This window comes from Curtobacterium sp. MCBD17_023 (assembly GCF_003224415.1).
Classification (GTDB): Bacteria; Actinomycetota; Actinomycetes; order Actinomycetales; family Microbacteriaceae; genus Curtobacterium.
In genome coordinates, this window is record NZ_QKLJ01000009.1 from 64,065 (window position 1) to 84,955 (window position 20,891).

Here is a 20,891-nt window from a genome sequence, read left to right on the forward strand (position 1 = left end):
TGCGGACGGGCAACGTGCGGGGCGGGGTCACGATGCCAGCCTAGGCACCGGTCGGAGGCGCGGCTGGCTGCGTGACCCCCTGGCTGGCCAGGGGGTCACGGCCGGGTCCGCACGCTGTTCCGGAGGCGTCGGGACGGCTGTGATCGAGGCATGACAACGACCACCCCCACCCAGCCCCTCGTCCACCACGACACCGCGTTGGCGCTCCTCGGCGTCACCCGGACCCACGGCACCGGTGACGCGAGCGTAACCGCGCTCCGCGACGTCACCCTCGAACTCCACACCGGCTCCTGGACCGCGATCATGGGTCCTTCTGGCTCCGGGAAGTCGACCCTCCTGCAGATCGCCGCCGGCCTCGACCAGGTCGACTCCGGCCGCGTCGTCCTCGGCGGGACGGACATCACCGACGCCACGGACCACGAGCGCACGCTGCTGCGCCGCAACCGCATCGGGTTCGTCTTCCAGGCGTTCAACCTCATCGCGTCGCTGACCGCGGAGCAGAACGTCGCGCTGCCGCTCGAGCTCGCGGGCGGACACCCGTCCCGGCAGATGATCCGCGACGCCCTCGCCCGCGTCGGGCTGGGCGACCGGGTGGGACACCGGCCACGGGAGCTCTCCGGCGGGCAGCAACAGCGCGTCGCGATCGCCCGCGCGATGATCACCGCACCCGAGGTCCTGTTCGCCGACGAGCCGACCGGGGCGCTCGACTCCACCGCCGCCCGCGTGGTCCTGGCGATGATGCGCGAGATGACCGACGCCGGGCAGACCATCCTCATGGTCACCCACGACCCGGCTGCCGCGGCCGCCGCCGACTCCACCGTGTTCCTCCGCGACGGCCAGCTCGTCGACGCCCTCACCGGCGCCGACGCCGCCACGATCGCGAACCGCCTCGTCAGCCTGGAGACGGGACGATGAACCGCATCGCACTGAGCGGCTTCCGGGAACGCTGGCAGACGTACGTCGGCGCGATCGTCACCGTCGCCCTCGGCGTCGGGCTCGTGCAGGCGTCGCTGCTGCTCCTGCTGTCCGTGCTCGGCATGCAGCCGGCGGCCGGCGCCGATGCGCTCACCCAGGCCCGGGCGGACGGCAGCAGGATCGTCGCGGTCACCGTCGTGTCCGTCACCCTCGGGTTCGCGGCCTTCCTCGCGGTGTTCATCATCGCGTCGACCTTCGCCTTCTCGGTCACCGAGCGGCGACGGGACCTCGCCCTGCTGCGCATCGTCGGAGCCGAGGTCGGGCAGGTACGACGGATGCTCCGTGGCGAGGCCGTCGTCCTCGGCCTCGCCGGGGCCGTGCTCGGCATCCCGGCCGGCATCGCACTGATGGCGGTGGAGACGCGCATGCTCGTGGCCGCCGGCTTCGTGCCGTCCGGCTTCTCCCCGTCCTGGCAGGTCTGGGTCGTGCCCGCGTCCCTCGCCGTCGGGATCGGCCTGGCGTCGGCGGGCGTCGCCGTCGCCGCGCGCCGAGCAGCGCGCATCGACCCGCTCGACGCGGTGCGGGAGACCGGCGCTGCCGCACGACCGATGACGCGGTCGCGATGGGTCGGCGGGCTGGTGCTCGCCGTGGTGACGGTCGCCCTGGTCGTCCTCGCACCCGTGGGCGGGCTCGCCGGCGCGCAGGCGATGGCGATGTCAGCGGGCATCACCGGCGCACTCGCGATCACGATGACCGCCCCGGTGCTCGTGCCGCTCGTGGCAGCCGTCCTCCCGCGTCCGCGTTCGGCGGTCGGGTCGCTGGCCGTCGCGGAACTCCGCGACGCCCGGACCCGCTCGGCCTCCACCGCCGCCCCGCTCGTCGTCCTGCTGGCCCTGGTGCTGAGCCAGCCGATCGCGATGCTGTCCTTCACCGACGCCGCGACCGCCCAGATCGCGCGGGGCACGGACGCGGACCTCGTGCTGCAGACGACCGGCGCGTTCACCGCGGACCCGGCTTCGGTGCCCGGGGTCGCGGCCGCGTCCACCGAGTGGGCCGTCCCCGTGCGGGTCCAGCCGTCCGGGTCGGCCGTCCCGGGGATGTCCGAGGAACTCGCGGGGACGCCGCTCGCCGTCACGACGGAGGCCCTCGTGGTCGATCCCGAGGGGTTCGCGGCGGCACACCCCGGTGCGCGTACCGCGATGCAGGACCTCGGCGGTCGCTCCGCGGCCCCCGGCCCCGGTGCGACCGGACTCGGTCTCGGACGAGCCGGGACCGTGGCCATCGGTGACCGTGCCCTCGGGGCGGTCCGGTTCGGTGTCCCCGTACCGGCCGGGAGCGCCGGGCAGGTCGGGATCGTCGTCCCCCGGGGCCTGGTGCCGGCGGACGTCCTGGCCGACAGTCCCGCGACCACGTTCGTCGTCCTCGACCAGGGTGCGGACCGCGACGCCGTCACCGCCGCCCTCGCCCGCATCGGGACGGTGGCGGAGACCGACGCCTGGGCCGAGGACGCCGGGGCCGCCGGGCTCGACCAGAACACCCGCGTCCTGCTCGTCGTGATGGCGGTCGGTGCGCTCTACGCGGTGATCGGTGTCCTCAACGCCGTCGCGATCGCGACCTCCGGCCGACGCCGGGCCTTCGCGGTGGCCCGCGCGAGCGGGATGACGCGCGGACAGGTCCTGGCCGCGGCGACACTCGAGACCGTCCTCGTCGCCGGTTCAGCGGTCGGGCTGGCGCTCGTCGCGACCGCGATGACCGCGGCGGCCGTGCTCACCGGGACGGCCCAGGCCACGGGAGCAGCGGTGCTGCACGTGCCGTGGCTCCTCGTCGTCGCGGCGAGCGGCGGCGGGCTCGTCCTGACGGGGGCGGCCGGGCTCGTGGCGGCGGCGGTCGCGACGCGTCAGGGCCCCGCGACGCTCCTGGCAGCGCGAGGATAGGCCCGTGACGGAGAGACGACGACGGTACGTCGACGACTGGCGCGGCTGGACCGGGCGGACCTGGTACCTCCTGACGGCACTCCCGGTGGACCTCGTCGGCTTCGTCGTCGTCCTGACCCTGCTGTGCCTGGGGATCGGGCTGGGGATCGTGTGGGTGGGGCTCCCGGTGCTGGCCGTGACCGTGCGGACCGGACGCCTGCTCGGGGTGTTCGCCCGCCGCCGGGCGGGCAGGGTCGGCGAGGTCCCGGATGCTCCGGACTGGACGGTCCGTCCGACCCTTCCGACCGGCGTCCCCGGGGTGCGGTTGGTGGCGCCGCTCGCGGACACCAGGAACTGGGCCGCGACCGTCCACACCCTCGCGACCTTCCCGGTGTCGGTCGCCACGTGGGTGGCCACGGTGACGTGGGGCGCGCTCGCACTGGGCGCCGTCACGTACCCGGCGTGGAGCTGGGCCGTCACCCCGGCCGACGACATCTGGCTGGAGCGGGTGGCTGCGGGCATCGGGGAGACCGGGCAGTGGACCGGGACGGTGCTCCGGCCGGTGGTCGTCGTCCTCGCCGGACTCGTCCTCGCCGCGACGTTCCCGTTCGTCACACGCGTCCTGGTCGTGCCGCACCTGGTGCTCGCCGGACTCCTCCTCGGGGAGCGGCAGGACGTGCAGCTGCTCCGTGGGGCGCAGCGCGCCGAGGCCGGACGTCGGGCCGCCCTCCTCGCCGAGGACGCCTCGCTGCGCCGGCTCGAGCGGGACATCCACGACGGCCCCCAGCAGCAGCTGCTCCGCCTGCAGTACGACCTGGCCATCGCCCTCCGCCGGTTCCCGGACGACACCGCAGCCGCCGAGCGGCTCGTCGAGGAGTCGTTGGACCGGTCGAAGGTCGTGCTCGAGACGATCCGGAACCTCTCCCGCGGACTCGCACCGCCGATCCTCCAGGACCGCGGTCTCGCGGCGGCCGTCCAGGCCCTGGCCGAGGACAGCGTCCTGCCGACGACGGCGGACGTCCGGCTGGACGCCGCCGGGGCCGGGCTCGCCGCCGTCGAGCGGAGTGCCTACGCGATCCTGTCGGAACTGCTCACGAACGTGACGAAGCACGCCCATGCGAGCAGCGCGACGATCCGGGCGGTGGCCGCCCCGGGCGGCGACCTCGAACTGGAGGTCCGCGACGACGGGGTCGGCGGCGCCCGACTCGACCCCGGACACGGGCTGGACGGACTCCGGGACCGCGTGGAGGGTCTCCAGGGCGTGTTCACGGTCATCAGCCCGCCCGGGGGACCGACCGTGGTGCGGGTCCGCATCCCGGTCCCCGTCGAGGCACCGGCGACCGGAGGTCGTACCCTGGCCGGGTGACCCTCGGAGCAGGTGCAGTCCCCGCCGCGTTGCGCATCGTCCTCGCCGAGGACTCGGTCCTGCTCCGGGAGGGCACGATCCGCCTGCTCGAGGAGGCCGGGTTCACGATCGGCGGGTCGTACGGGGACGCCGGCGCCCTGCTCGCTGAGCTCGCGACCGTGCGACCGGACGTCGCCGTGCTCGACGTGCGGATGCCGCCCACGTTCCGGGACGAGGGTCTCCGCGCGGCGATCCGGATCCGGACCGAGCACCCCGAGGTGGCGGTGCTGCTGCTCAGTCAGTACGCGGAACTCGACTACGCACGAGAGCTCCTCGCGACCGGCGAACACCACGTCGGGTACCTGTTGAAGGACCGGATCTCGTCGATCGACGACCTCCGGGACGACGTCGCCCGGGTCGCCCGCGGCGGTCTGGTCCTCGACCCGCAGATCGTCCAGCGCCTCATCGCCCGCCGGACCGACCCGATCGAGCGCCTCACCCCGAGGGAACGCGACGTCCTCCGGCTCATCGCCGAGGGACAGACCAACCAGGCGGTCGCGCACCGGCTGCGCATCGCGGTCGCCTCCGTCGAGAAGCACATCAGCTCGATCTTCACCAAGCTCGACCTCGAACCGACACCCGACGCGCACCGGCGGGTGCTCGCCGTCCTCGCCTGGCTGCGGGGCGGCGGCGCCTGACGCCAGCGGGACCCTGACGACACCGGACCGGGAGGACCACCGGATGCCACTGCCCGACCACATCGTGATCCGCCGCACCGGCCCCGAGGACTGGCCCGTGTTCCGCGACCTGCGCCTGCGGATGCTCGCGGACACCCCGCTCGCGTTCCTCGAGACCCTGGAGCACGCACGGCAGCTCGGCGAGGACGAGTGGCGTCGGCGCGCCGGCAGCGGTGCCGAGGCCGACACGCCCTGGTTCGTCGCGGAGGACGTGACGACCGGCGGGTGGGCGGGCATCATGGGCGGTCGACTCGACGGCGGCGACCCGCTCCTGGTCGGCGTCTTCGTCGACCCCGAGCACCGGGGGCGCGAGTCCGGCGTGACGGACGCGCTCCTGGACGCGGTGGAGGACTGGGCGCGGGGCCGGGGCGACCGGATCCTCCTGCACGTGCACGAGGACAACCCGCGCGCCATCGCCTTCTACCGTCGTCGTGGGTTCGTCCCCACCGGCCGACTCGTGCCCTACCCCCTGCCGCCGTACGGCGAGGAACTGGAGCTGCGCAAGGCCCTACGGTGAACGGTCCCGGTCGTCGCACGGCTGCGTCCGTCGACTGGTGCGGCGACGCCGGAGTGTCCGCAGGACGCGCGCCCGTCCGGCCCACCTGGTGGGTTCCCGGCGAGCGGGGGCTTTCATGGTCTAGCGAAAGGGGCTCCCGATGAAGACCATCCGCTACGACAACACCGTGGTCCTCACGAGCGACGACGTCGCCGACGCCGTGATCGAGTACGCCGCGGCGCTCTCCGGCGGCGACCGGGCCGACACCGTGGCGGTGCCGTCGGTCGCCGAGGACGGCACCATGACGACGACGAAGATCCTCATCGGCCCGTCGAGCGAGGTCGTCGTCGCCGACGCGGAGGAGGACGAGCTCGAGCTCGAGAACGACGAGTTCGTGGCACGGCTGCGCGCCGCTGCCCGCACGTTCGGGCACGACACCGTCATCCACGCCGACACGCGGTCGGACCTGACGACGGGCGACGACGAGCCCGGAGCCCCGGCGGAGGCGGCGAAGCCCTGAGCGGGCACGCGGACGGTGGCCGGGACACCGTCAGCGTCAAGTGCCGGACCCGGCCGTGGCCAGCGCCCTGCTCGACCGCGGGCGCGCGCACGAGGGGGGCGTGCCTCCCGGCCGTCAGCCCGCGCTGGCGGCGGACCGCAGCGTCGCCTCCGCGTCGTCGAGGTAGTCGGCCAGGAGCGCTGCCGCGCCGTCCCGGTCGCCGGCCCGCAGCGCCGTGACGATCGCCTCGTTCCGGTCGACGAAGTCCGCGTGGAACGCCGCCGGGTCGTCGGTGGTGAGGAACGCCAGGCGCATCTCGGCGAGCAGTGCGTCCATGAGCACGTGCAGCCGCTCGCTCGGCACGGCCCGCACGAGCTCGGAGTGGAACCGGATGTCCGCCGTGCCGACCGCGCGCCAGTCACCGGCGGCGGCCGCCGACCGCGCGTCGGACACCGCGGACGCTGCCGCGGCCAGGGCTGGGGACTCCGGGGTGCAGGCGCGGATGCCCGCCTCCTCGAGGACGCGCCGGGCCGCGTAGAGGTCCGTGACGTCAGCCACGGACAGGCGACGCACGAACACCCCGCGGTTGAAGACGTGCTCGACGAGCCGGTCGCGCGCGAGCAGCCGGAACGCCTCGCGCAGGGTGTTCCGCGAGACGCCGAACTGGTCGCTCAGGCGCTCCTCGGACAGCTGCGTGCCCGGCATGAACGCGCCGTCCGCGATCGAGGACCGCAGCCGTGCCGCGGTGGACTCTGCTCCGCTGACCGTCCGTGTCATGCCCCGATCCTCGCAGAGCACTCGTGTGACCGGCGTGTTACAGATCCGGCCGGGTCTTGAGATTGTTCAACAATGCACGCCAGACTGGCCCGCATGTTCGTCCTCATCGGCGTCGCCGTCGTGATCATCGGCTTCGCGTTGCGCATCAATGCGCTGCTCGTGGTCACCGTGGCGGGCATCGTCACGGCAGCCATCGGCGGGATCGACCCCGTCGGCATCCTCACCGCGTTCGGCAACGGGTTCGCGTCGAGCCGGAGCGTCACGACGTTCGCGCTCGTGCTGCCCGTCATCGGTCTCATCGAGCGTTACGGGCTCCAGGACCAGGCGAAGCGGCTCATCGCGAAGCTCGACAAGCTCACGACGGGCCGCATCCTCGCCGGGTACCTGGCGGTCCGGCAGGTCACCGCCGCGGTCGGCCTGACGAGCATCGGCGGGCCGGCGCAGACCGTCCGCCCGCTCGTGCACCCGATGGCAGAGGGTGCGGCGACCAAGAAGTACGGCCGCATCGACGAGCGGATGCGCGAGAAGATCAAGGGCTTCTCGGCGTCCTCCGACACCGTCGGGGTGTTCTTCGGCGAGGACGTCTTCGTCGCGGTCGGGTCGATCCTGCTCATCACGACCTTCGTCGACACCACGTACGGTCTCGCGCTCGAACCGATCGACCTGGCGCTGTGGGCGATCCCCACCGGCATCGCGGCGCTCATCGTGCACGGCATCCGCCTGCTCCTGCTCGACCGGAAGCTCGACAAGATGGCGGCCGACGTCCGCCAGACCGAGGGGGTCGCGGCATGATCACCAGCGAATGGCTCTACTGGCTCATCGGCGCGTTCTTCATCGCCGTCTCCGTGTTCATCGTCACGGACCGCTCCCACGCCAAGCGCCTCGGGAACGCCGCCTTCTGGGGCATCCTCGGGCTGTCGTTCTTCGCCGGCACCTTCGTCGTGTCCGGGGTGATCCCCGCCTGGGTGCTCGGGATCGCCGTCCTCGTGATGGTGGCGCTCGCCGGCCTCGGCTTCACCGGCACGACGAGCCGCACCCGTGTCGCGAGCGTCCCCGGCGCCGGGGTGGGCTCCGCGACCGGCCCGGCCGAGCCGACCGCCGTCACCACCCGCCCGAGCTCGAGCACGAGCGTCCTCGCGACGACGAGCCCGGACGAGCGCGCTGCGTTCGCGCAGCGGTACGGGAACAAGCTCTTCATCCCGGCGCTGGTGATCCCGGTCGTGGCGGTCCTCGTCGCCACCCTCGGCCCGCTCGTCCGGATCGGAGGGGAGCCGCTCCTGGCCGAGGGGAGCGCCACCCTGACCGGGCTCGGCATCGGCTCGGTGCTCGCCGTGGTCGTCGCGGTGTTCGTGCTCCGTCCGCCGCGGCTCGACACCCCGGTCCGCGAGGGCGCACGGCTGCTGCAGGCGATCGGCTGGGCGGCGCTCCTGCCGCAGATGCTCTCGACACTCGGCATCGTGTTCACCCAGGCCGGCGTCGGCACGGCGGTCGGCACGATCATCAAGGCGGTCCTGCCGGACGGGTCCCTGTTCGCCGCGGTCGTCGTCTACTGCCTCGGCATGGCCCTGTTCACCGTCATCATGGGCAACGCCTTCGCGGCGTTCCCGATCATGACCGCCGCGATCGGCTGGCCGGTCCTGGTGCAGGGCTTCGACGGCAACCCCGCCGCGATCTTCGCGATCGGCATGCTCGCCGGCTTCTGCGGGACCCTGGTCACCCCGATGGCCGCCAACTTCAACCTCGTGCCCGCCGCCCTGCTCGAGATGCGGGACAAGTACGGGCCGATCAAGGCGCAGCTCCCGACCGCCGGGATCCTGCTCGTCGTCAACATGGGAGTGATGTACCTTGTCGCATTCTGACCCCGCCGACGGTACGCCGTCGTCCTCGTCCGCACCGGACCTGACCCGCGCCGCCTGGGCCGCCGGCTTCGCCGCCGTCGCCCTCGACAACACCACGCGCGAGTACCCGTACGCCGCGCACCACACGACGTCGGGTCCGGAGGACCGCGCGCTCCCCGTCGAGCTGCACCCCGCCTTCGCCACGTCGTACGACTGGCACTCGTCCGTGCACATGCACTGGCTCGCGACGCGTCTGGTCGCGTACGGCGTGCCCGCCGACCTGGAGGCCCGGATCACCTCCGTCCTGCAGGCGCACCTCTCCGCCGACCACCTCGCGACCGAGGCCGCGTACCTCCGCGCCACGCCGCACTACGAACGGCCCTACGGCTGGGCGTGGCTGATGCGGCTCGCCGCCGAGGTCGCCGCCTCCGAGGTGCCGGCGGTCCGCGCACTCGCGCCGGGCTTCGCGCCCGTGGTCGAGGTGCTCGAGGACCTGGTCACCCGCTGGGTCGAGGGCGCTGCGCACCCGGTCCGGCACGGCGTCCACTCGAACTCCGCGTTCGGGCTGCTGCTCGTGCTCGAGGGTGCCCGGTCGCTCGGCCGGACCGAGCTCGTCGCCACGGTCGAGCGCACCGCCCGCGAGTGGTTCGGCGCCGACGCCGGGTGGCCGTTCGCGTGGGAGCGCAGCGGGCACGACTTCCTGTCCGCCGGGTTGGCCGAGGCAGACCTCATGCGTTCGGTGTTGCCGGCGTCCGAGTTCGAGACCTGGGCGCGGGCGTTCTTCTCCGAGGTCTCCGCCGGTGACGCGATCCTGACCCCGACCACCGTCCGCGACGAGAACGACCCGCAGCAGGTGCACCTCTTCGGCCTCGACCTGTCCCGGGCCGGATCGGCACGGCGCATCGCCGACGCCCTGCGCTCCGCCGACGCCGAGGACGCCGACCTCACGGCCCTGCTGGACGGCGCGGCCGACCGGCTGCTCGCCTCGGGGCTCGCCGCGAGCGTCGGCGAGGAGTACTACTCCACGCACTGGTTGGCGAGCTTCGCGTGGGACGCCATGGAGGCCCGGGAGCACGCAGCCCGCTGATCCTGCCGCACCGCGACGAGTGTCAGCGCAACGGGATGGTCTGACCGAAGGTCTTCGTGACCGGCGGGGCGGCGAGCACTGCGCCGAGCGCCTCCGCCGCGCCCTCGGGGGTGGCGCGCCAGGCGACGTAGGCGTCGTGGTCCTCGGCGGTGGCCCAGCGCTCCAGCACGACCATGCGCGTCGGGTCCTCGTCGTCGACCAGGACCTCGAGCGACTCGTTGCCCTGCCGGGCTGCGGTCTGCGCGAGGGTCTCCCGGATCGCGGCCTCGACCGTGTCCGCTGCGACGTCGTTCCGGATCTGGACCTCGAGGAAGACCGTCATCGTCATGGTGTGCACCTTTCGTCGTCGGACCCCGTCCGCTGACGGCGCCCCGTGACGGCAACCACGACCGGCGGGGAGTTGTTCCGGGTGCGCTGCGTCAGCGGGCGATGCGGAAGCGCAGCGTGTCACCGGGGCGGAGCTGCGCCGCACGGTCGACGGACTCCGGCGTCAGGACCGCCACGACCGGGTAACCGCCGGTGACCGGGTGGTCGGCGAGGAACAGCACGGGGAAGCCGGCCGGCGGGACCTGCAGCGAGCCGGTCTCGACGCCCTCGCTGGGGAGCTCGCGGGTGACCGCACGCACGAGGGAGGCGTCTGCGGTGGTGCGGACCCCGACCCGGTCGCTGTCCGGGGTGACGTGGAAGTCCTGGCCGGTCAGGGTGGCCCGCCAGTCCGGTGTGAACCAGTCGTCACGGGGACCGGGCACGACGTCGAGCACCACGGGGTCGCCGGGCCGGGGCAGGAGCGGCGGCGGTACCGCGTCGACCACCGGCCAGGGGCCGACGCCGAGCCCGTCCCCGGCCGTCGCCCTACCGTCCGTGGTCGCCGTGGCACCGCGCACGGCGGGCCCGACCGGCAGGACGTCCCCGGCCGACAGCGGTGCGGGACCGAGCTGCGCGAGCGAGTCCCACGACCGACTGCCGAGCACCGGCTCGACCGCGATGCCTCCGCGGACGGCGACGTACGCGCGGAGTCGGTCCTTTGGCAGCCCGACCCGCAGGGTGTCGCCGGGCTCGAGGAGGAGCACCTCGTAGGCGGCCGCACCGCGCACTCGTCCGTCCGCGCGTTCGATCGACACCGGACACGGTGCCCCGGTGACGGCGGCGACCACGTGCGCGTCGGTGCGGAGCGCGACGGAGCCGAGGAGGGCCTCCAGGACGGCAGCGTGCGGACGGTTGCCCACCATCCTGTTCGCCAGTGCGGCCGACCCCCGGTCCGCGGGGCCGGCCGCACCCAGCCCCATGTCGCTCAGTCCGGGACGGCCGAGGTCCTGTGTCGTCACGCCGTAACCGACCTGCACGACGGTCAGGGCACTCACGACCGTGCCGCCGCGTCGACGAACCGCAACCGGACGCCGGCCGGTGCGAGCGCCGGCGGGGTGCGGTCGAGCGACCACATCGGCACCTCGGTCCGGCCGATGAGCTGCCAGCCGCCGGGGGAGGTCCGCGGGTAGACGGCGCTGAACTCGCCGGCCAGGGCGACGGCGCCGCTCGGGACGGCGGTGCGCGAGGTGTCGCGGCGGGGCAGGTCGAGCGACGGTGCGGTGCCGGTCAGGTAGCTGAAGCCGGGGGCGAAGCCGCAGAAGGCACTCGTCCAGACCTGCCCGGTGTGCCAGGCGACGAGTTCCCCGCGGGTCATGCCGGTGAGCGCGCCGACGGCGTCGAGGTCGGCGCCGTCGTAGGTGACCGGGACCACGACCGGGTCGCGGTCTGCGCGGTCGTCCGAGGGGCGCACCGGCTCGACGTCCGACAGGAGCGCGCGGAGTCGTCCCGCGTCGGTGGCGGTCGGGTCGAAACGGAGGAGGAGGGTCCGCGCACCGGAGACCACCTCGGTGACCCCGGGCAGCGCGGCCGCGGTGAGGCCGGCGCGGAACGCCACGACGTCGGTGAGGGTGTCGAACGTCGCCAGCAGCGCCGTCGCCCCGGCGACCCGGACGTCAGGCGTCATGCCGCGGCGGCGGTCGAGAACGCCGTGATGCCGACGCCCTGTTCCGTCAGGAGCGTCCGGATCGCCCGCGCCATCGCGACGGCGTCGGGGGAGTCACCGTGCACACAGATGGAGTCCGCCGCCACGCGGACCTCGGAGCCATCGACCGCGATCGCGACCCCCTCGGTGACCATGCGGAGCACGCGGGCGGCGACCTCGTCCGGGTCGTGCAGCACCGACCCCGGGCGGCTGCGGGACACGAGCGACCCGTCCGGCTCGTAGGCGCGGTCGGCGAAGGCCTCGCGCACCGCGCGGAGCCCGTGGCGTTCTGCGGCGAGCACCAGCTCCGAGCCGGGGAGGGCGAGGACCGACAGGGACGGGTCGACGTCGGCGACCGCGCGGACGACCGTCTCGGCCTGCACCGGGTCGGCGCAGGCGGTGTTGTACAGCGCGCCGTGCGGCTTGACGTACGTGACGGCGGTCCCGGCGACCCGGGCGGCCGCGGTGAGCGCGCCGAGCTGGTGCACGACCTCGGCGTACAGCTCGTCCGGGGTGACCGAGACAGGGCGGCGGCCGAAGCCGAGCAGGTCCCGGTACGCAACGTGTGCCCCGACGGCCACCCCGCGCTCGGCTGCGGCCCGGCACGTGTCGAGCATGATCGTCGGGTCGCCGGCGTGGGCCCCGCAGGCGATGTTCGCGCTGGACACCACGTCGAGCATCGCGTCGTCGTCGCCCGCGGTCCAGGCGCCGAAGCCCTCGCCGAGGTCGCTGTTCAGGTCGATCGTGGGCACGCGGACCTCCTGTCGGGATTGTTCAACAATGTAGCGCCCGCCGCCGGCCGTGTCACCGTCGGGATCCCCGGCGGCGATGCGTCGACCCGGCTACAGCGCGTCGACGAACATCTGCGTCGCGAGCGGGACGTTCGTCGTGTTCGACGTCGGGTCCCACCCCACCAGCGCGACGACGTCACCGCCGACCCTGGCGGTGTGGCCGACGAGCGTGAACGCGTTGCCGCCGACGGTGCCGCGCACGCGCCAGCCGATCGCCTCGTCGGTACCGGTCAGGGACGGCTCCGCCGTCTCGACGGTGGTCTCGATCGGCTTGCCCTGCATCGAGAACAACGCCGAGCCGTCCGCGCACCGGGTCAGAGCACTGCGAGCGTCCTCGACCAGGTCCGTCGCGGCAGCGGTCTCCCCGGTGCTGGCGACGACGGCGGTCATCGACCGGTCGTTGCTCGTGCCGAACACCACGGTCCCGGCGTCGTCCGAGGTGTCCCACCCGACGCCGAACGGGGCGAGGCAGCTGGCATCGGAGACCGTCAGGCCCGGGTAGACGGAGTCGAGCATCGCGTCCGTCGTGGTGAACTCGGCGGGCCTGAACTGGATGCGCTGGAACACGCCGGTCAGCTCGGCCTCGGTGTGGGCGGACGCGCGACCGCCCGTCGACGACGCCGACGGCGTGGGCGCCGCGCTCGTCACCGGGGCGCTCGGGGCGGGCGCCGATGTCCGGGCTCCCGCACCGCCGGTGGTGTCGTCCCCGCCGCCGGAGCAGCCCGCCAGCGTCAGTGCCAGGACGGCTGCGGCCGCGGCGACGGGCATGGTGGTGGTGCGCATCGGTGTCCCCCTCGTGTCGACGGCCCCCTCGACCGCCCGACGCGTCGAGGTTATCCGGCGACCGGGCTGTCCGGCGACCGAGCTGTCCGGCGACCGGGCCATCCGGCGACCGGGCTACCCGGCGACCCGGCCGGAGGGCAGGGTGAGGACCTCGGCCCCGTCCTCGGTGATCGCGATGGTGTGCTCGCTGTGGGCGGTCCGGCAGCCGGTCGCGCTGCGGAGCGTCCACCCGTCGGCGTCGGTGACGAGCTCGTCGGTGTCGACCATCACCCACGGCTCGAGGGCGAGGAGGAGGCCCGGACGCAGCGTGTACCCGCGGCCCGGCCGGCCGCCGTTCGCCACGTGCGGGTCCTGGTGCATGGTCGAGCCGATGCCGTGCCCGCCGAAGTCGAGGTTGATCGGGTAGCCGGCCTCGGTGAGGACGGACCCGATCGCGTGTGACAGGTCCCCGAGCCGTGCGCCCGGGCGGGCGGCCGCGATCCCGGCGGCCAGGGCCCGCTCGGTGGTCTCGATGAGCGCGACGCTCTCCTCCGGACGGCTCGTCCCGACGACGAAGCTGATCGCGGAGTCGGCCGCGTAGCCCTGGTGCACGACGGCGAGGTCGAGCGTCAGCAGGTCCCCGTCGGCCAGGGCGCGGTCGTGCGGCAGACCGTGCAGGACGGCGTCGTTCACGGCGGTGCAGATGTGGTGACCGAAGGGGCCGCGCCCGAACGACGGGGCGTAGTCGACGTAGCACGACGTGGCCCCGGCGGCGGTGATCATCTCGGCCGCCCACCGGTCGAGGTCGAGCAGGTTCGTGCCGACCGTGGTGCGGCTCCGCAGGGTCTGCAGGATGTCGGCCACCAGGGCGCCGGCGGCGCGGGCCCGGGGGAGCTCGGCCGGGGTGAGGATCTCGATCATGCGGGTGCCGTTTCTGTTCCGATTGTCATACCGGTATTACTGTAGGTGCATGGTCCGTCTCCCGCTCTCCCCGGTCGACCTCGAACGCGGGCGGCGCCTCGGTGCCGTGCTCCGGTCCGCACGTGGCACCCGGTCGATGCTCGAGGTCGCGCTCGAGGCCGGTGTCTCGCCGGAGACGCTGCGGAAGGTCGAGACCGGACGGATCGCGACGCCGTCCTTCCCGACCGTGGCGGCGCTCGCCGGCGTGCTCCGCCTGTCCCTCGACGCCGTGTGGGCCGAGGTGTGTGCGCAGCGCGAGGCCGAGCGTTCCGCGGTCGGAGCGGCACCCCAGCCCTGAGCCCTGAGCCCTGAGCACAGCGCCCTGAGCCCTGAGCCCTGAGCACAGCGCCCTGAGCCCTGAGCCCTGAGCCCTGAGCACAGCGGCGTGCGGCCGTTCGTGCGGCGCGGTGCTCGTCTGCTACCGTCGTCGTGCCAGAACCAAGGGGGCTGCCCGTCACGCGAGAACGACGGTCGGCTCGTGTACCGCTCCCTGTCGGTGCCACCCCGCGTCCTTCGGTTCGCACCCCTCGTGCCTCTCGTCGTGCGGTCCCACCGCCGGAGCACGGTCCGTGTCGTCCGAAGGAGCCCTCATGGGCACAACCATGCCCGGATCCCGCCGCACCCTGCGCGGCAACCCGATCGCCACCCTCGTCGCCGTCTGCTTCGGCCTGTTCATGGTCGGCCTCGACGCCACCGTCGTGTCGATCGCGAACCCCGCGATCGCCGCCGACCTCGGCACCACCTTCACCCAGCTGCAGTGGATCACGAACGCCTACCTGCTCGCCCTGGCGGTGTTCCTCATCCTCGGCGGCAAGCTCGGGGACCGGTTCGGCCGCCGCCGCATGTACCTGATCGGGGTCGTCGCGTTCGCGCTGGCCTCGGTCGCGATCGGCCTCGTGGGGACCGCCACGGGCGTGATCGTCTTCCGTGCCGTGCAGGGGCTCAGCGCCGCGCTGCTCATGCCGCAGACCCTCGCGCTGCTGCGGGCGACCTTCCCGAAGGAGCGGTTCGGCGTCGCCGTCGGTGTCTGGGGCGGTGCGTCCTCGGTGGCCATCGCGGCCGGTCCGATCGTCGCCGGCGTGCTCGTCGCCGCACTCGGCTGGGAGTCCGTCTTCTTCGTGAACGCCCCGATCGCCCTCGTCGGCCTGGTGTTCGGCGGGCTCGTCCTGCGGGAGTCCACCGCTCCCCACCGCGGACGCTTCGACGTGCCCGGCGTGGTGCTGCTCGCGCTCGGTCTGTTCGGCATCGTGCTGGCCGTCGTCCAGTCCGAGTCGTGGGGGTGGGGGAGCCCGCTCACGCTCGGGGTGCTGCTCGGTGGTGCCGCGCTGCTCGTGGTCTTCGTGCTGGTCGAGCTGCGCGTGACCGACCCGCTGCTGCCGATGTCGCTGTTCCGGTCGTCGACGCTCTCGATCGGTGGCCTGGCCGTCGGCGCGAACTTCTTCGCGATGCTCGGCGTGACGTTCTTCCTGTCCCTGTACATGCTCAACCTGCGCGGGGTGACCGGTCTGCAGGCAGGGCTCATGCAGCTCCCGCTGAGCGGCGTCTCGATCATCGCGTCACCGATCGGCGCGGCACTCGTGGGGCGGCTCGGCATCCGCAGGACGCTCACCATCGGCCTGCTCATGGTCGGGGTCGCGCTGTTCGCCCTGACCGGCACCACGCAGGACTCCGCGTACGTCGGGATGGCGGTCCCGTTCGTCGTCTTCGCCCTCGGGGCCGGCTTCACGATGACGGCCGGTGCCGAGGCCGTCGTCGGCAGCGCCCCGGTGCAGCTCGCCGGGGTCGCCGGCGGGTTCCAGGCCACCGCGCTGCAGCTCGGCGGTGCGCTCGGCACCTCGGTGCTCTCCGCCGTGGTCAGCGCCGGGGTGCTCTCGGGCACCGCCGGGCTCGGACTCGCGAGCGCTGACCGGCAGGGGCTCGCCCAGGGCATCGTGCCCGCGGGGCTCGGTCCGGCGGCGTCGGCGGCCGCCCGCGATGCGTTCCTCGGGGGCATGCACACCGCCTTCGTCGTCGCCGGTGTGGTCGCGGTCGTCGTGGCGGTCCTCGCCGCCGTCTTCGTCCGGTCCGGTGGCACGTCCGCACCGGCCGCGGTGCTCGAGGAGACGGTCGAGGCCGCTGGCGGGCACGCCTGATCGGCGCACCCCGAGCCGTCCGGGAGGCCCGTGGCGCGACCCGCCACGGGCCTCCCGTCCGTCCTGCGGTCACCGCGCCGTCTGGCCGCGCAGCGCGGGGGACCCGGACGGGGGCATGGTGTTCCGGCGGAACGTGTCGTCTACTGTTCCTCTGCCCGATGACAGCACACCGTGCCGGAGGACCCATGACGAAGGACGACCAGTCCCGCGCCGACGGCGCGATCGACCGCCGCCGCCTGCTCACGCTCGGCCTGGGCGCCGCCGCAGCGGTCGGCCTGACGGGCGTCGCGACACTGCGGCCGGAGGCGGCCCGAGCGGCCACGGCGCCGATGCTCCTCGCCGCCGACGAGTTCGACGGACCGGCCGGCAGCGCCCCGAACCCGGGCATCTGGCGCCACGACCTGGGTGGCGGCGGCTGGGGCAACGGGGAACTCGAGGTCTACACCGACTCGCGGCGGAACTCGGCGCTCGACGGCAACGGCAACCTCGCGATCACCGCGCGGCGCGAGGCCGACGGCTCGTACACGTCCGCCCGCCTGACGACGCAGGGCACGTACTCCGTGCAGTACGGCCGGGTCGAGGCCCGCATCAAGATCCCGCGCGGGCAGGGCATCTGGCCCGCGTTCTGGATGCTCGGAACCGACCTGCCGCAGGTCGGGTGGCCGGCGTGCGGCGAGATCGACGTCATGGAGAACATCGGACGCGAGCCCGGGACGATCCACGGCACCGTGCACGGACCCGGGTACTCCGGGGCCGAGGGCATCGGTACGACGGCGACGCTGCCGAGCGGTGCCTTCGCGGACGCCTTCCACGTCTACGCAGTGGACTGGCGACCGGGCTCGATCAGCTGGTCCGTCGACGGTGCGACCTACCGGACGATCACGCCCGCGGACACGAACGGGGACCCGTGGGTGTTCGACAAGCCGTTCTTCGTGGTCCTCAACGTCGCGGTCGGCGGCGGGTGGCCGGGTGCGCCGGACGCGATGACCGCGTTCCCGCAGCAGATGCTCGTCGACTGGATCCGGGTCTGGCAGAACGCCTGAGTCCCCGAACCGACGGCCCGTCCACGCTCCGCTGACCGACGGGGAGAGGGCCCCGTGGTGGTCACCACGGGGCCCTCTCGTCGTGCATCGTCGGTCGTTACCGCTTGACCGAGATGGTCGGGCTGGTGCTGGCCGAGACCGTTGCGGTGCTGGTGAAGACGGCGTGCAGCCTGCGCGTGCCCTTCGCGAGCGAGATGTCCTTCGAGCCGGTGCCGTTGCCGATCGAGACGGTGGTGAGCTTCACCGAACCGTCGTAGATGGTCGCCGTGCCCTTGACCGAGACGACACCCGGGGCGGTCACCGTGACGGTCGCCCTGCCGCCGGAGTACCGGAGCGACGTGGTCGACGCGGCCTTCTCGACGGTGACGGTCGTGGGTGCCGTGGTCGACGAGCTGGTGCCGGCGAACGCCGAGCTGCTGGTGAACGACGCCGTGATCGGGTGCGCCCCGACGGCCAGCGTGTTCGACAGCGTGATCGACGCCGTGTCGCCCGTGACCGGCGCGGTGCCGATGACCGTTGTGCCGTCCGAGAAGGTCACCGTGCCCTGCTGGTCGCCGATGCCGCCGCCGATGGTGGCGGTGACGACGACGGGCTTCGCCGTGCGGTAGGCCTGCTTCGCCGCGGAGGTGGTGACCGTGGTGGTGGTCGCCGGCAGCTCTGCGTGCAGGGTGAAGTCGTCGACGGTGGAGCCGATCGGCGCCGGGTCGGCCGAGGCCGTCGGCTTGAGGGTCACGCCGCAGCTGTCGACGTTCCCGTGCTGGACGGCCGAGTTGAGCGTGGTGCAGTCGCCCGCACGGACGTTCGTGACGGCGAGGTTGTCGTCCGTGACCGACACCTTGACGTAGGTCCGGACGTGCTCCTGGTTCTCCACCGAGTTGGCGAAGTGACGCTGACCGGTCGGGTCGAGCGGGTCGGCGCCGTAGCCCTGCGTGGCGTCCGGGGTGGTCAGGTCGTAGTACTTCGACCCCGACGCGGAGTTGGCGGTGAGGTAGATGACGCCACCGGGTCCGGCGAAGACGTCCTCGGCACCCGGCTGCTCGTCCGGGTTGGCCTTCTTGCCGTTCTTGATCGCGTAGCTGCGCGAGTAGGAGTGGTCGTGGCCCTGCAGGACGACGTCGACACCCATGTCCGAGAAGGCGCGGGTGAAGTCGAAGCGGCGCTGCTGGTTGTCACGGTCGTTCGCGTGGTCGGCCGGCGAGTAGATCGAGTGGTGGTAGACGAGCGCGGTCCACTTCGCGTCGTCGCCGTGACGCGAGATGACGTCGCGGACGTAGTTCACGTGCGCCGCGTCGGAACCGGCGGCGTAGGCGTTCGAGTTGATGTCGATGAACAGGACGCCCTTGTACATGTACCAGTAGTCGCCACCCGAGTTCGCGGTGGTGTTGCCGCCCGGGTAGAAGTCCGGCACGCGGAGGGAGTTCGGCAGCTGGTTGTGCTGCTCGTACGCCTTGCCGCCGACGTCGTGGTTGCCGATGGTCGAGGCCCACGGGTAGCGCTTGAGGACGTCGCTGCTGTCGGCGAACGCACCCCACTGGTACTCGTTGTTCGCGTTCTCGACCTGGTCGCCACCGGAGACGAGGAGCTCGGCGTCCTTCTCCTTCGTGGTCGCGTACTTCAACGTGTCGGCCCAGCCGGCGCCGTCCTCGTCGGTGAAGCCCGACGAACCGATCTGCGGGTCGCCGAAGAACAGGAAGTCGAAGTCGCCGCTGAAGCTCTTCGTCGTGAACGTGTACGGGGCGGACCAGGCCGACCCGTCCGCGGCACCGACGTGGTAGGTGTACGTGGTGTTCGGCTCGAGGTCCGAGATCGTCGCGTGGGCGTTGATGTAGCCGGCCTCGGCGGTGATGCCCGGGATCGAGCGGGTCGACCGGTCGGTCGTGCTCGTGTCGGCTGCCGTGTTGGCGGCCTCCGACGCGTCGATCGTCTTCTTCGCGTCGGTGAAGACACCGCCGGTCATGCTGTCGGTCTTCTGGATCTCGAGCGACTGGGCGACGTTCGCGGGGAAGTACCACGAGGCGATGCGCTGGCTCTCGGTGGCACCGACGCCGAGCAGGATGTGGAGCGGGCCGGTCGAGATGTTGCTCGTCGGGGTGTTCGTGGCCGCGGTCGCCGGGTTGGAGCCGACGAGGCAGGCGCCCGCGATGAGGGCGGCGCCGATGACGGCCCCGCCGAAGCGGAGGGTGGTGGTTCTGCGCCGGGAAGGGGCGCCGGACAGGAGACTCATGTGGGTCCGTTCTCGAGGGAAGGGATGGTGCAGCAGAGAGACTCTGCATCGCCCTGGTGGATGGTGAGTAAACGCTGTGTGACCATCCGTCTCACAGCGCCGAAGCGGTAGGAGATCAACCCTCGACGAGCCGTTGGACGAACCAGATCATCCCCATCACGAAGACACCGGCCGTCACCGCCCCGGTGACCCACAGCGACGCGATGTGTGCCTTGCGTCGCAGGAGCGACAGCGGCGGGAAGACGATGACGATGATCGCGAGCTGGACCGCCTCGATGCCGACGTTGAAGATGAGGAGCGACACGAGCAGCTGCCACGAGAACGCCTCCTTGATGCCGAGGGCACCGGCGAACCCGAGTCCGTGGATGAGTCCGAACGCGAAGACCACGGCGAGACGTGACCATCCGGACCGGTCCAGGGCGAACCGGCCGTGGTCGGCCACGACCAGTTCGTCGGCGCGGGACCGGCGCTGGAGCAGCCGCCAGAGGTACCACCCGGCGACCGCCGCGATCGACAGCGCGATGAGCGGTTCGACGACGATCGACGGCGGACTCACGACGCCGAGCGCGGCGAGGATGAACGTGATCGAGTGCGCGATGGTGAACGCCGACGCCGTGTAGACGACCTCGCGCAGCCGTCGGGACCCGGCGATGAGCGCGATGAGGAACAGGATGTGGTCGATCCCGGTCAGCAGGTGCTCGGCGCCGAGGGTGAAGAACTCCCAGAACCGTGCGCCCGCGGACTGCTCGGTCGAGAACGACGGCTCGTCGGCGTCGAGCGTCGCGGTGCCCTCCTGGTCGTCGACGTCGTAGGTGACGATCGTCTTGGTGTCCTGCACGAACGTCTCGCTGTCCGGGAACAGCTCCGATCGCACCACGTGGCCGGACGCGGTGTGTCCGGGCTCCGGGCACGCGAAGTCCGCCGTGAGCATGGCGTACGGCACCTCGTCGCGCATCTCGACACGTACCGAGTCGTCGAGCGTGCCGGTGCACGCCTTCCCCCCGGTCGTCACCCCGAAACGGTCGAACACGTACCGACCGATCGAGTCGAGGTGCGCCTCGGCGGCTCGCACCATCCCCGGGTCGTCCCCGTCGTCCCAGGCCGCCTGACCCTGGCGGAAGAGCGCGTCGTCGTCCTCGCTCGTGCCGACGGACACGAGCATGAGGTCGTACTCGAGCCCGAGCTCGGCGCGGACCGTGTCGGCACCGTCACCGCTGACGTCCGCGTAGACGACGGAGCTGAAGCCGTGCGCGCTCGCAGCCGACGCTCCGCCGAGCAGGCTCAGGACGACCGTGCCGAACAGCACGAGGGCTGCGACGATCCGCGTGACGGGCGGGGGGAGGAGCTGTCTCTTATACACATCT

General features: G+C 72.8%; 21 protein-coding genes. 12 read left to right on the forward strand and 9 right to left on the reverse strand.

The features are described 5' to 3' along the window. Positions 1–150: 150 nt before the first annotated feature. The 6 genes from DEI84_RS11255 to DEI84_RS11280 all read left to right on the forward strand — a co-directional run bounded on the left by DEI84_RS11255 (position 151) and on the right by DEI84_RS11280 (position 5,926). Positions 151–915 carry an ABC transporter ATP-binding protein gene (locus tag DEI84_RS11255; RefSeq protein WP_110825876.1) on the forward strand — a complete coding sequence of 255 codons (765 nt, stop codon included), beginning with the start codon at positions 151–153 and terminating at the stop codon, positions 913–915. Next, positions 912–2,849, forward strand: coding sequence for an ABC transporter permease (locus DEI84_RS11260; RefSeq protein WP_110890895.1), 1,938 nt, complete (start codon positions 912–914; stop codon positions 2,847–2,849). The genes DEI84_RS11255 and DEI84_RS11260 overlap by 4 nt, the downstream gene beginning before the upstream one ends. Before the next feature lie 4 nt (positions 2,850–2,853). Further along, positions 2,854–4,194: a sensor histidine kinase gene (locus DEI84_RS11265; protein WP_110890896.1), complete on the forward strand. Its 1,341-nt coding sequence runs from the start codon at positions 2,854–2,856 to the stop codon at positions 4,192–4,194. Next, positions 4,191–4,871, forward strand: coding sequence for a response regulator transcription factor (locus DEI84_RS11270; protein WP_258369050.1), 681 nt, complete (start codon positions 4,191–4,193; stop codon positions 4,869–4,871). Before DEI84_RS11265 ends, DEI84_RS11270 begins: the two co-directional genes overlap by 4 nt. A gap of 43 nt (positions 4,872–4,914) precedes the next feature. After that, entirely contained in the window at positions 4,915–5,427 is a 513-nt protein-coding gene (locus DEI84_RS11275; protein WP_110825879.1) for a GNAT family N-acetyltransferase, read from the forward strand. Positions 5,428–5,566: 139 nt separating this feature from the next. Continuing rightward, entirely contained in the window at positions 5,567–5,926 is a 360-nt protein-coding gene (locus DEI84_RS11280) for a hypothetical protein (RefSeq protein WP_110890897.1), read from the forward strand. Between the two features lie 114 nt (positions 5,927–6,040). Here DEI84_RS11280 and DEI84_RS11285 read toward each other — a convergent pair whose 3' ends face one another. Beyond that, a complete protein-coding gene (locus DEI84_RS11285) occupies positions 6,041–6,682 on the reverse strand; it encodes a GntR family transcriptional regulator (protein WP_110890898.1) in 642 nt (213 codons plus the stop codon). 72 nt (positions 6,683–6,754) lie between these two features. Between DEI84_RS11285 and DEI84_RS11290 the strand changes: the two genes are divergently transcribed. From DEI84_RS11290 to DEI84_RS11300, 3 genes are read left to right on the forward strand one after another with little or no spacing between them, the layout of a single operon-like run. Further along, on the forward strand, positions 6,755–7,474 hold the full coding sequence (locus DEI84_RS11290) for a DUF969 domain-containing protein (RefSeq protein WP_258371764.1): 720 nt from the start codon (positions 6,755–6,757) through the stop codon (positions 7,472–7,474). Then, entirely contained in the window at positions 7,471–8,541 is a 1,071-nt protein-coding gene (locus DEI84_RS11295) for a DUF979 domain-containing protein (RefSeq protein ID WP_110825883.1), read from the forward strand. Before DEI84_RS11290 ends, DEI84_RS11295 begins: the two co-directional genes overlap by 4 nt. Next, on the forward strand, positions 8,528–9,607 hold the full coding sequence (locus tag DEI84_RS11300) for a DUF2891 domain-containing protein (protein WP_258371765.1): 1,080 nt from the start codon (positions 8,528–8,530) through the stop codon (positions 9,605–9,607). The genes DEI84_RS11295 and DEI84_RS11300 overlap by 14 nt, the downstream gene beginning before the upstream one ends. Positions 9,608–9,629: 22 nt before the next feature. Here DEI84_RS11300 and DEI84_RS11305 read toward each other — a convergent pair whose 3' ends face one another. The 6 genes from DEI84_RS11305 to map all read right to left on the reverse strand — a co-directional run bounded on the left by DEI84_RS11305 (position 9,630) and on the right by map (position 14,089). Then, the gene (locus DEI84_RS11305; RefSeq protein WP_110825884.1) at positions 9,630–9,935 is read right to left on the reverse strand and encodes a putative quinol monooxygenase; all 306 of its coding nucleotides are present in this window, start codon (positions 9,933–9,935) and stop codon (positions 9,630–9,632) included. Between the two features lie 91 nt (positions 9,936–10,026). After that, positions 10,027–10,968, reverse strand: coding sequence for a biotin-dependent carboxyltransferase family protein (locus tag DEI84_RS11310; RefSeq protein ID WP_110890899.1), 942 nt, complete (start codon positions 10,966–10,968; stop codon positions 10,027–10,029). Beyond that, positions 10,965–11,597, reverse strand: coding sequence for an allophanate hydrolase subunit 1 (locus DEI84_RS11315; RefSeq protein ID WP_110890900.1), 633 nt, complete (start codon positions 11,595–11,597; stop codon positions 10,965–10,967). Before DEI84_RS11315 ends, DEI84_RS11310 begins: the two co-directional genes overlap by 4 nt. After that, on the reverse strand, positions 11,594–12,367 hold the full coding sequence (locus DEI84_RS11320) for a LamB/YcsF family protein (protein ID WP_110890901.1): 774 nt from the start codon (positions 12,365–12,367) through the stop codon (positions 11,594–11,596). The genes DEI84_RS11315 and DEI84_RS11320 overlap by 4 nt, the downstream gene beginning before the upstream one ends. Positions 12,368–12,457: 90 nt before the next feature. After that, a complete protein-coding gene (locus tag DEI84_RS11325) occupies positions 12,458–13,189 on the reverse strand; it encodes a hypothetical protein (RefSeq protein ID WP_110890902.1) in 732 nt (243 codons plus the stop codon). Positions 13,190–13,303: 114 nt separating this feature from the next. Continuing rightward, a complete protein-coding gene (gene map / locus DEI84_RS11330) occupies positions 13,304–14,089 on the reverse strand; it encodes a type I methionyl aminopeptidase (RefSeq protein ID WP_110890903.1) in 786 nt (261 codons plus the stop codon). A 49-nt stretch (positions 14,090–14,138) separates the two neighbouring features. Here map and DEI84_RS11335 point away from each other — a divergent pair, with 49 nt between their 5' ends. From DEI84_RS11335 to DEI84_RS11345, 3 genes are all read left to right on the forward strand, one after another. After that, positions 14,139–14,426: a helix-turn-helix domain-containing protein gene (locus DEI84_RS11335; protein WP_110890904.1), complete on the forward strand. Its 288-nt coding sequence runs from the start codon at positions 14,139–14,141 to the stop codon at positions 14,424–14,426. A 292-nt stretch (positions 14,427–14,718) separates the two neighbouring features. After that, positions 14,719–16,260: an MFS transporter gene (locus tag DEI84_RS11340; protein ID WP_110890905.1), complete on the forward strand. Its 1,542-nt coding sequence runs from the start codon at positions 14,719–14,721 to the stop codon at positions 16,258–16,260. A gap of 185 nt (positions 16,261–16,445) precedes the next feature. Next, the gene (locus tag DEI84_RS11345) at positions 16,446–17,303 is read left to right on the forward strand and encodes a family 16 glycosylhydrolase (RefSeq protein ID WP_110890906.1); all 858 of its coding nucleotides are present in this window, start codon (positions 16,446–16,448) and stop codon (positions 17,301–17,303) included. Between the two features lie 97 nt (positions 17,304–17,400). Here the strand turns inward: DEI84_RS11345 and DEI84_RS11350 are convergent, their stop codons facing one another. Next, positions 17,401–19,527 (reverse strand): Ig-like domain repeat protein, encoded by a 2,127-nt coding sequence (locus DEI84_RS11350; RefSeq protein ID WP_110890907.1) that lies wholly within the window; start codon positions 19,525–19,527, stop codon positions 17,401–17,403. Between the two features lie 115 nt (positions 19,528–19,642). Beyond that, the gene (locus tag DEI84_RS11355; protein ID WP_110890908.1) at positions 19,643–20,887 is read right to left on the reverse strand and encodes a HupE/UreJ family protein; all 1,245 of its coding nucleotides are present in this window, start codon (positions 20,885–20,887) and stop codon (positions 19,643–19,645) included. Between the last annotated feature and the right edge of the window lie 4 nt (positions 20,888–20,891).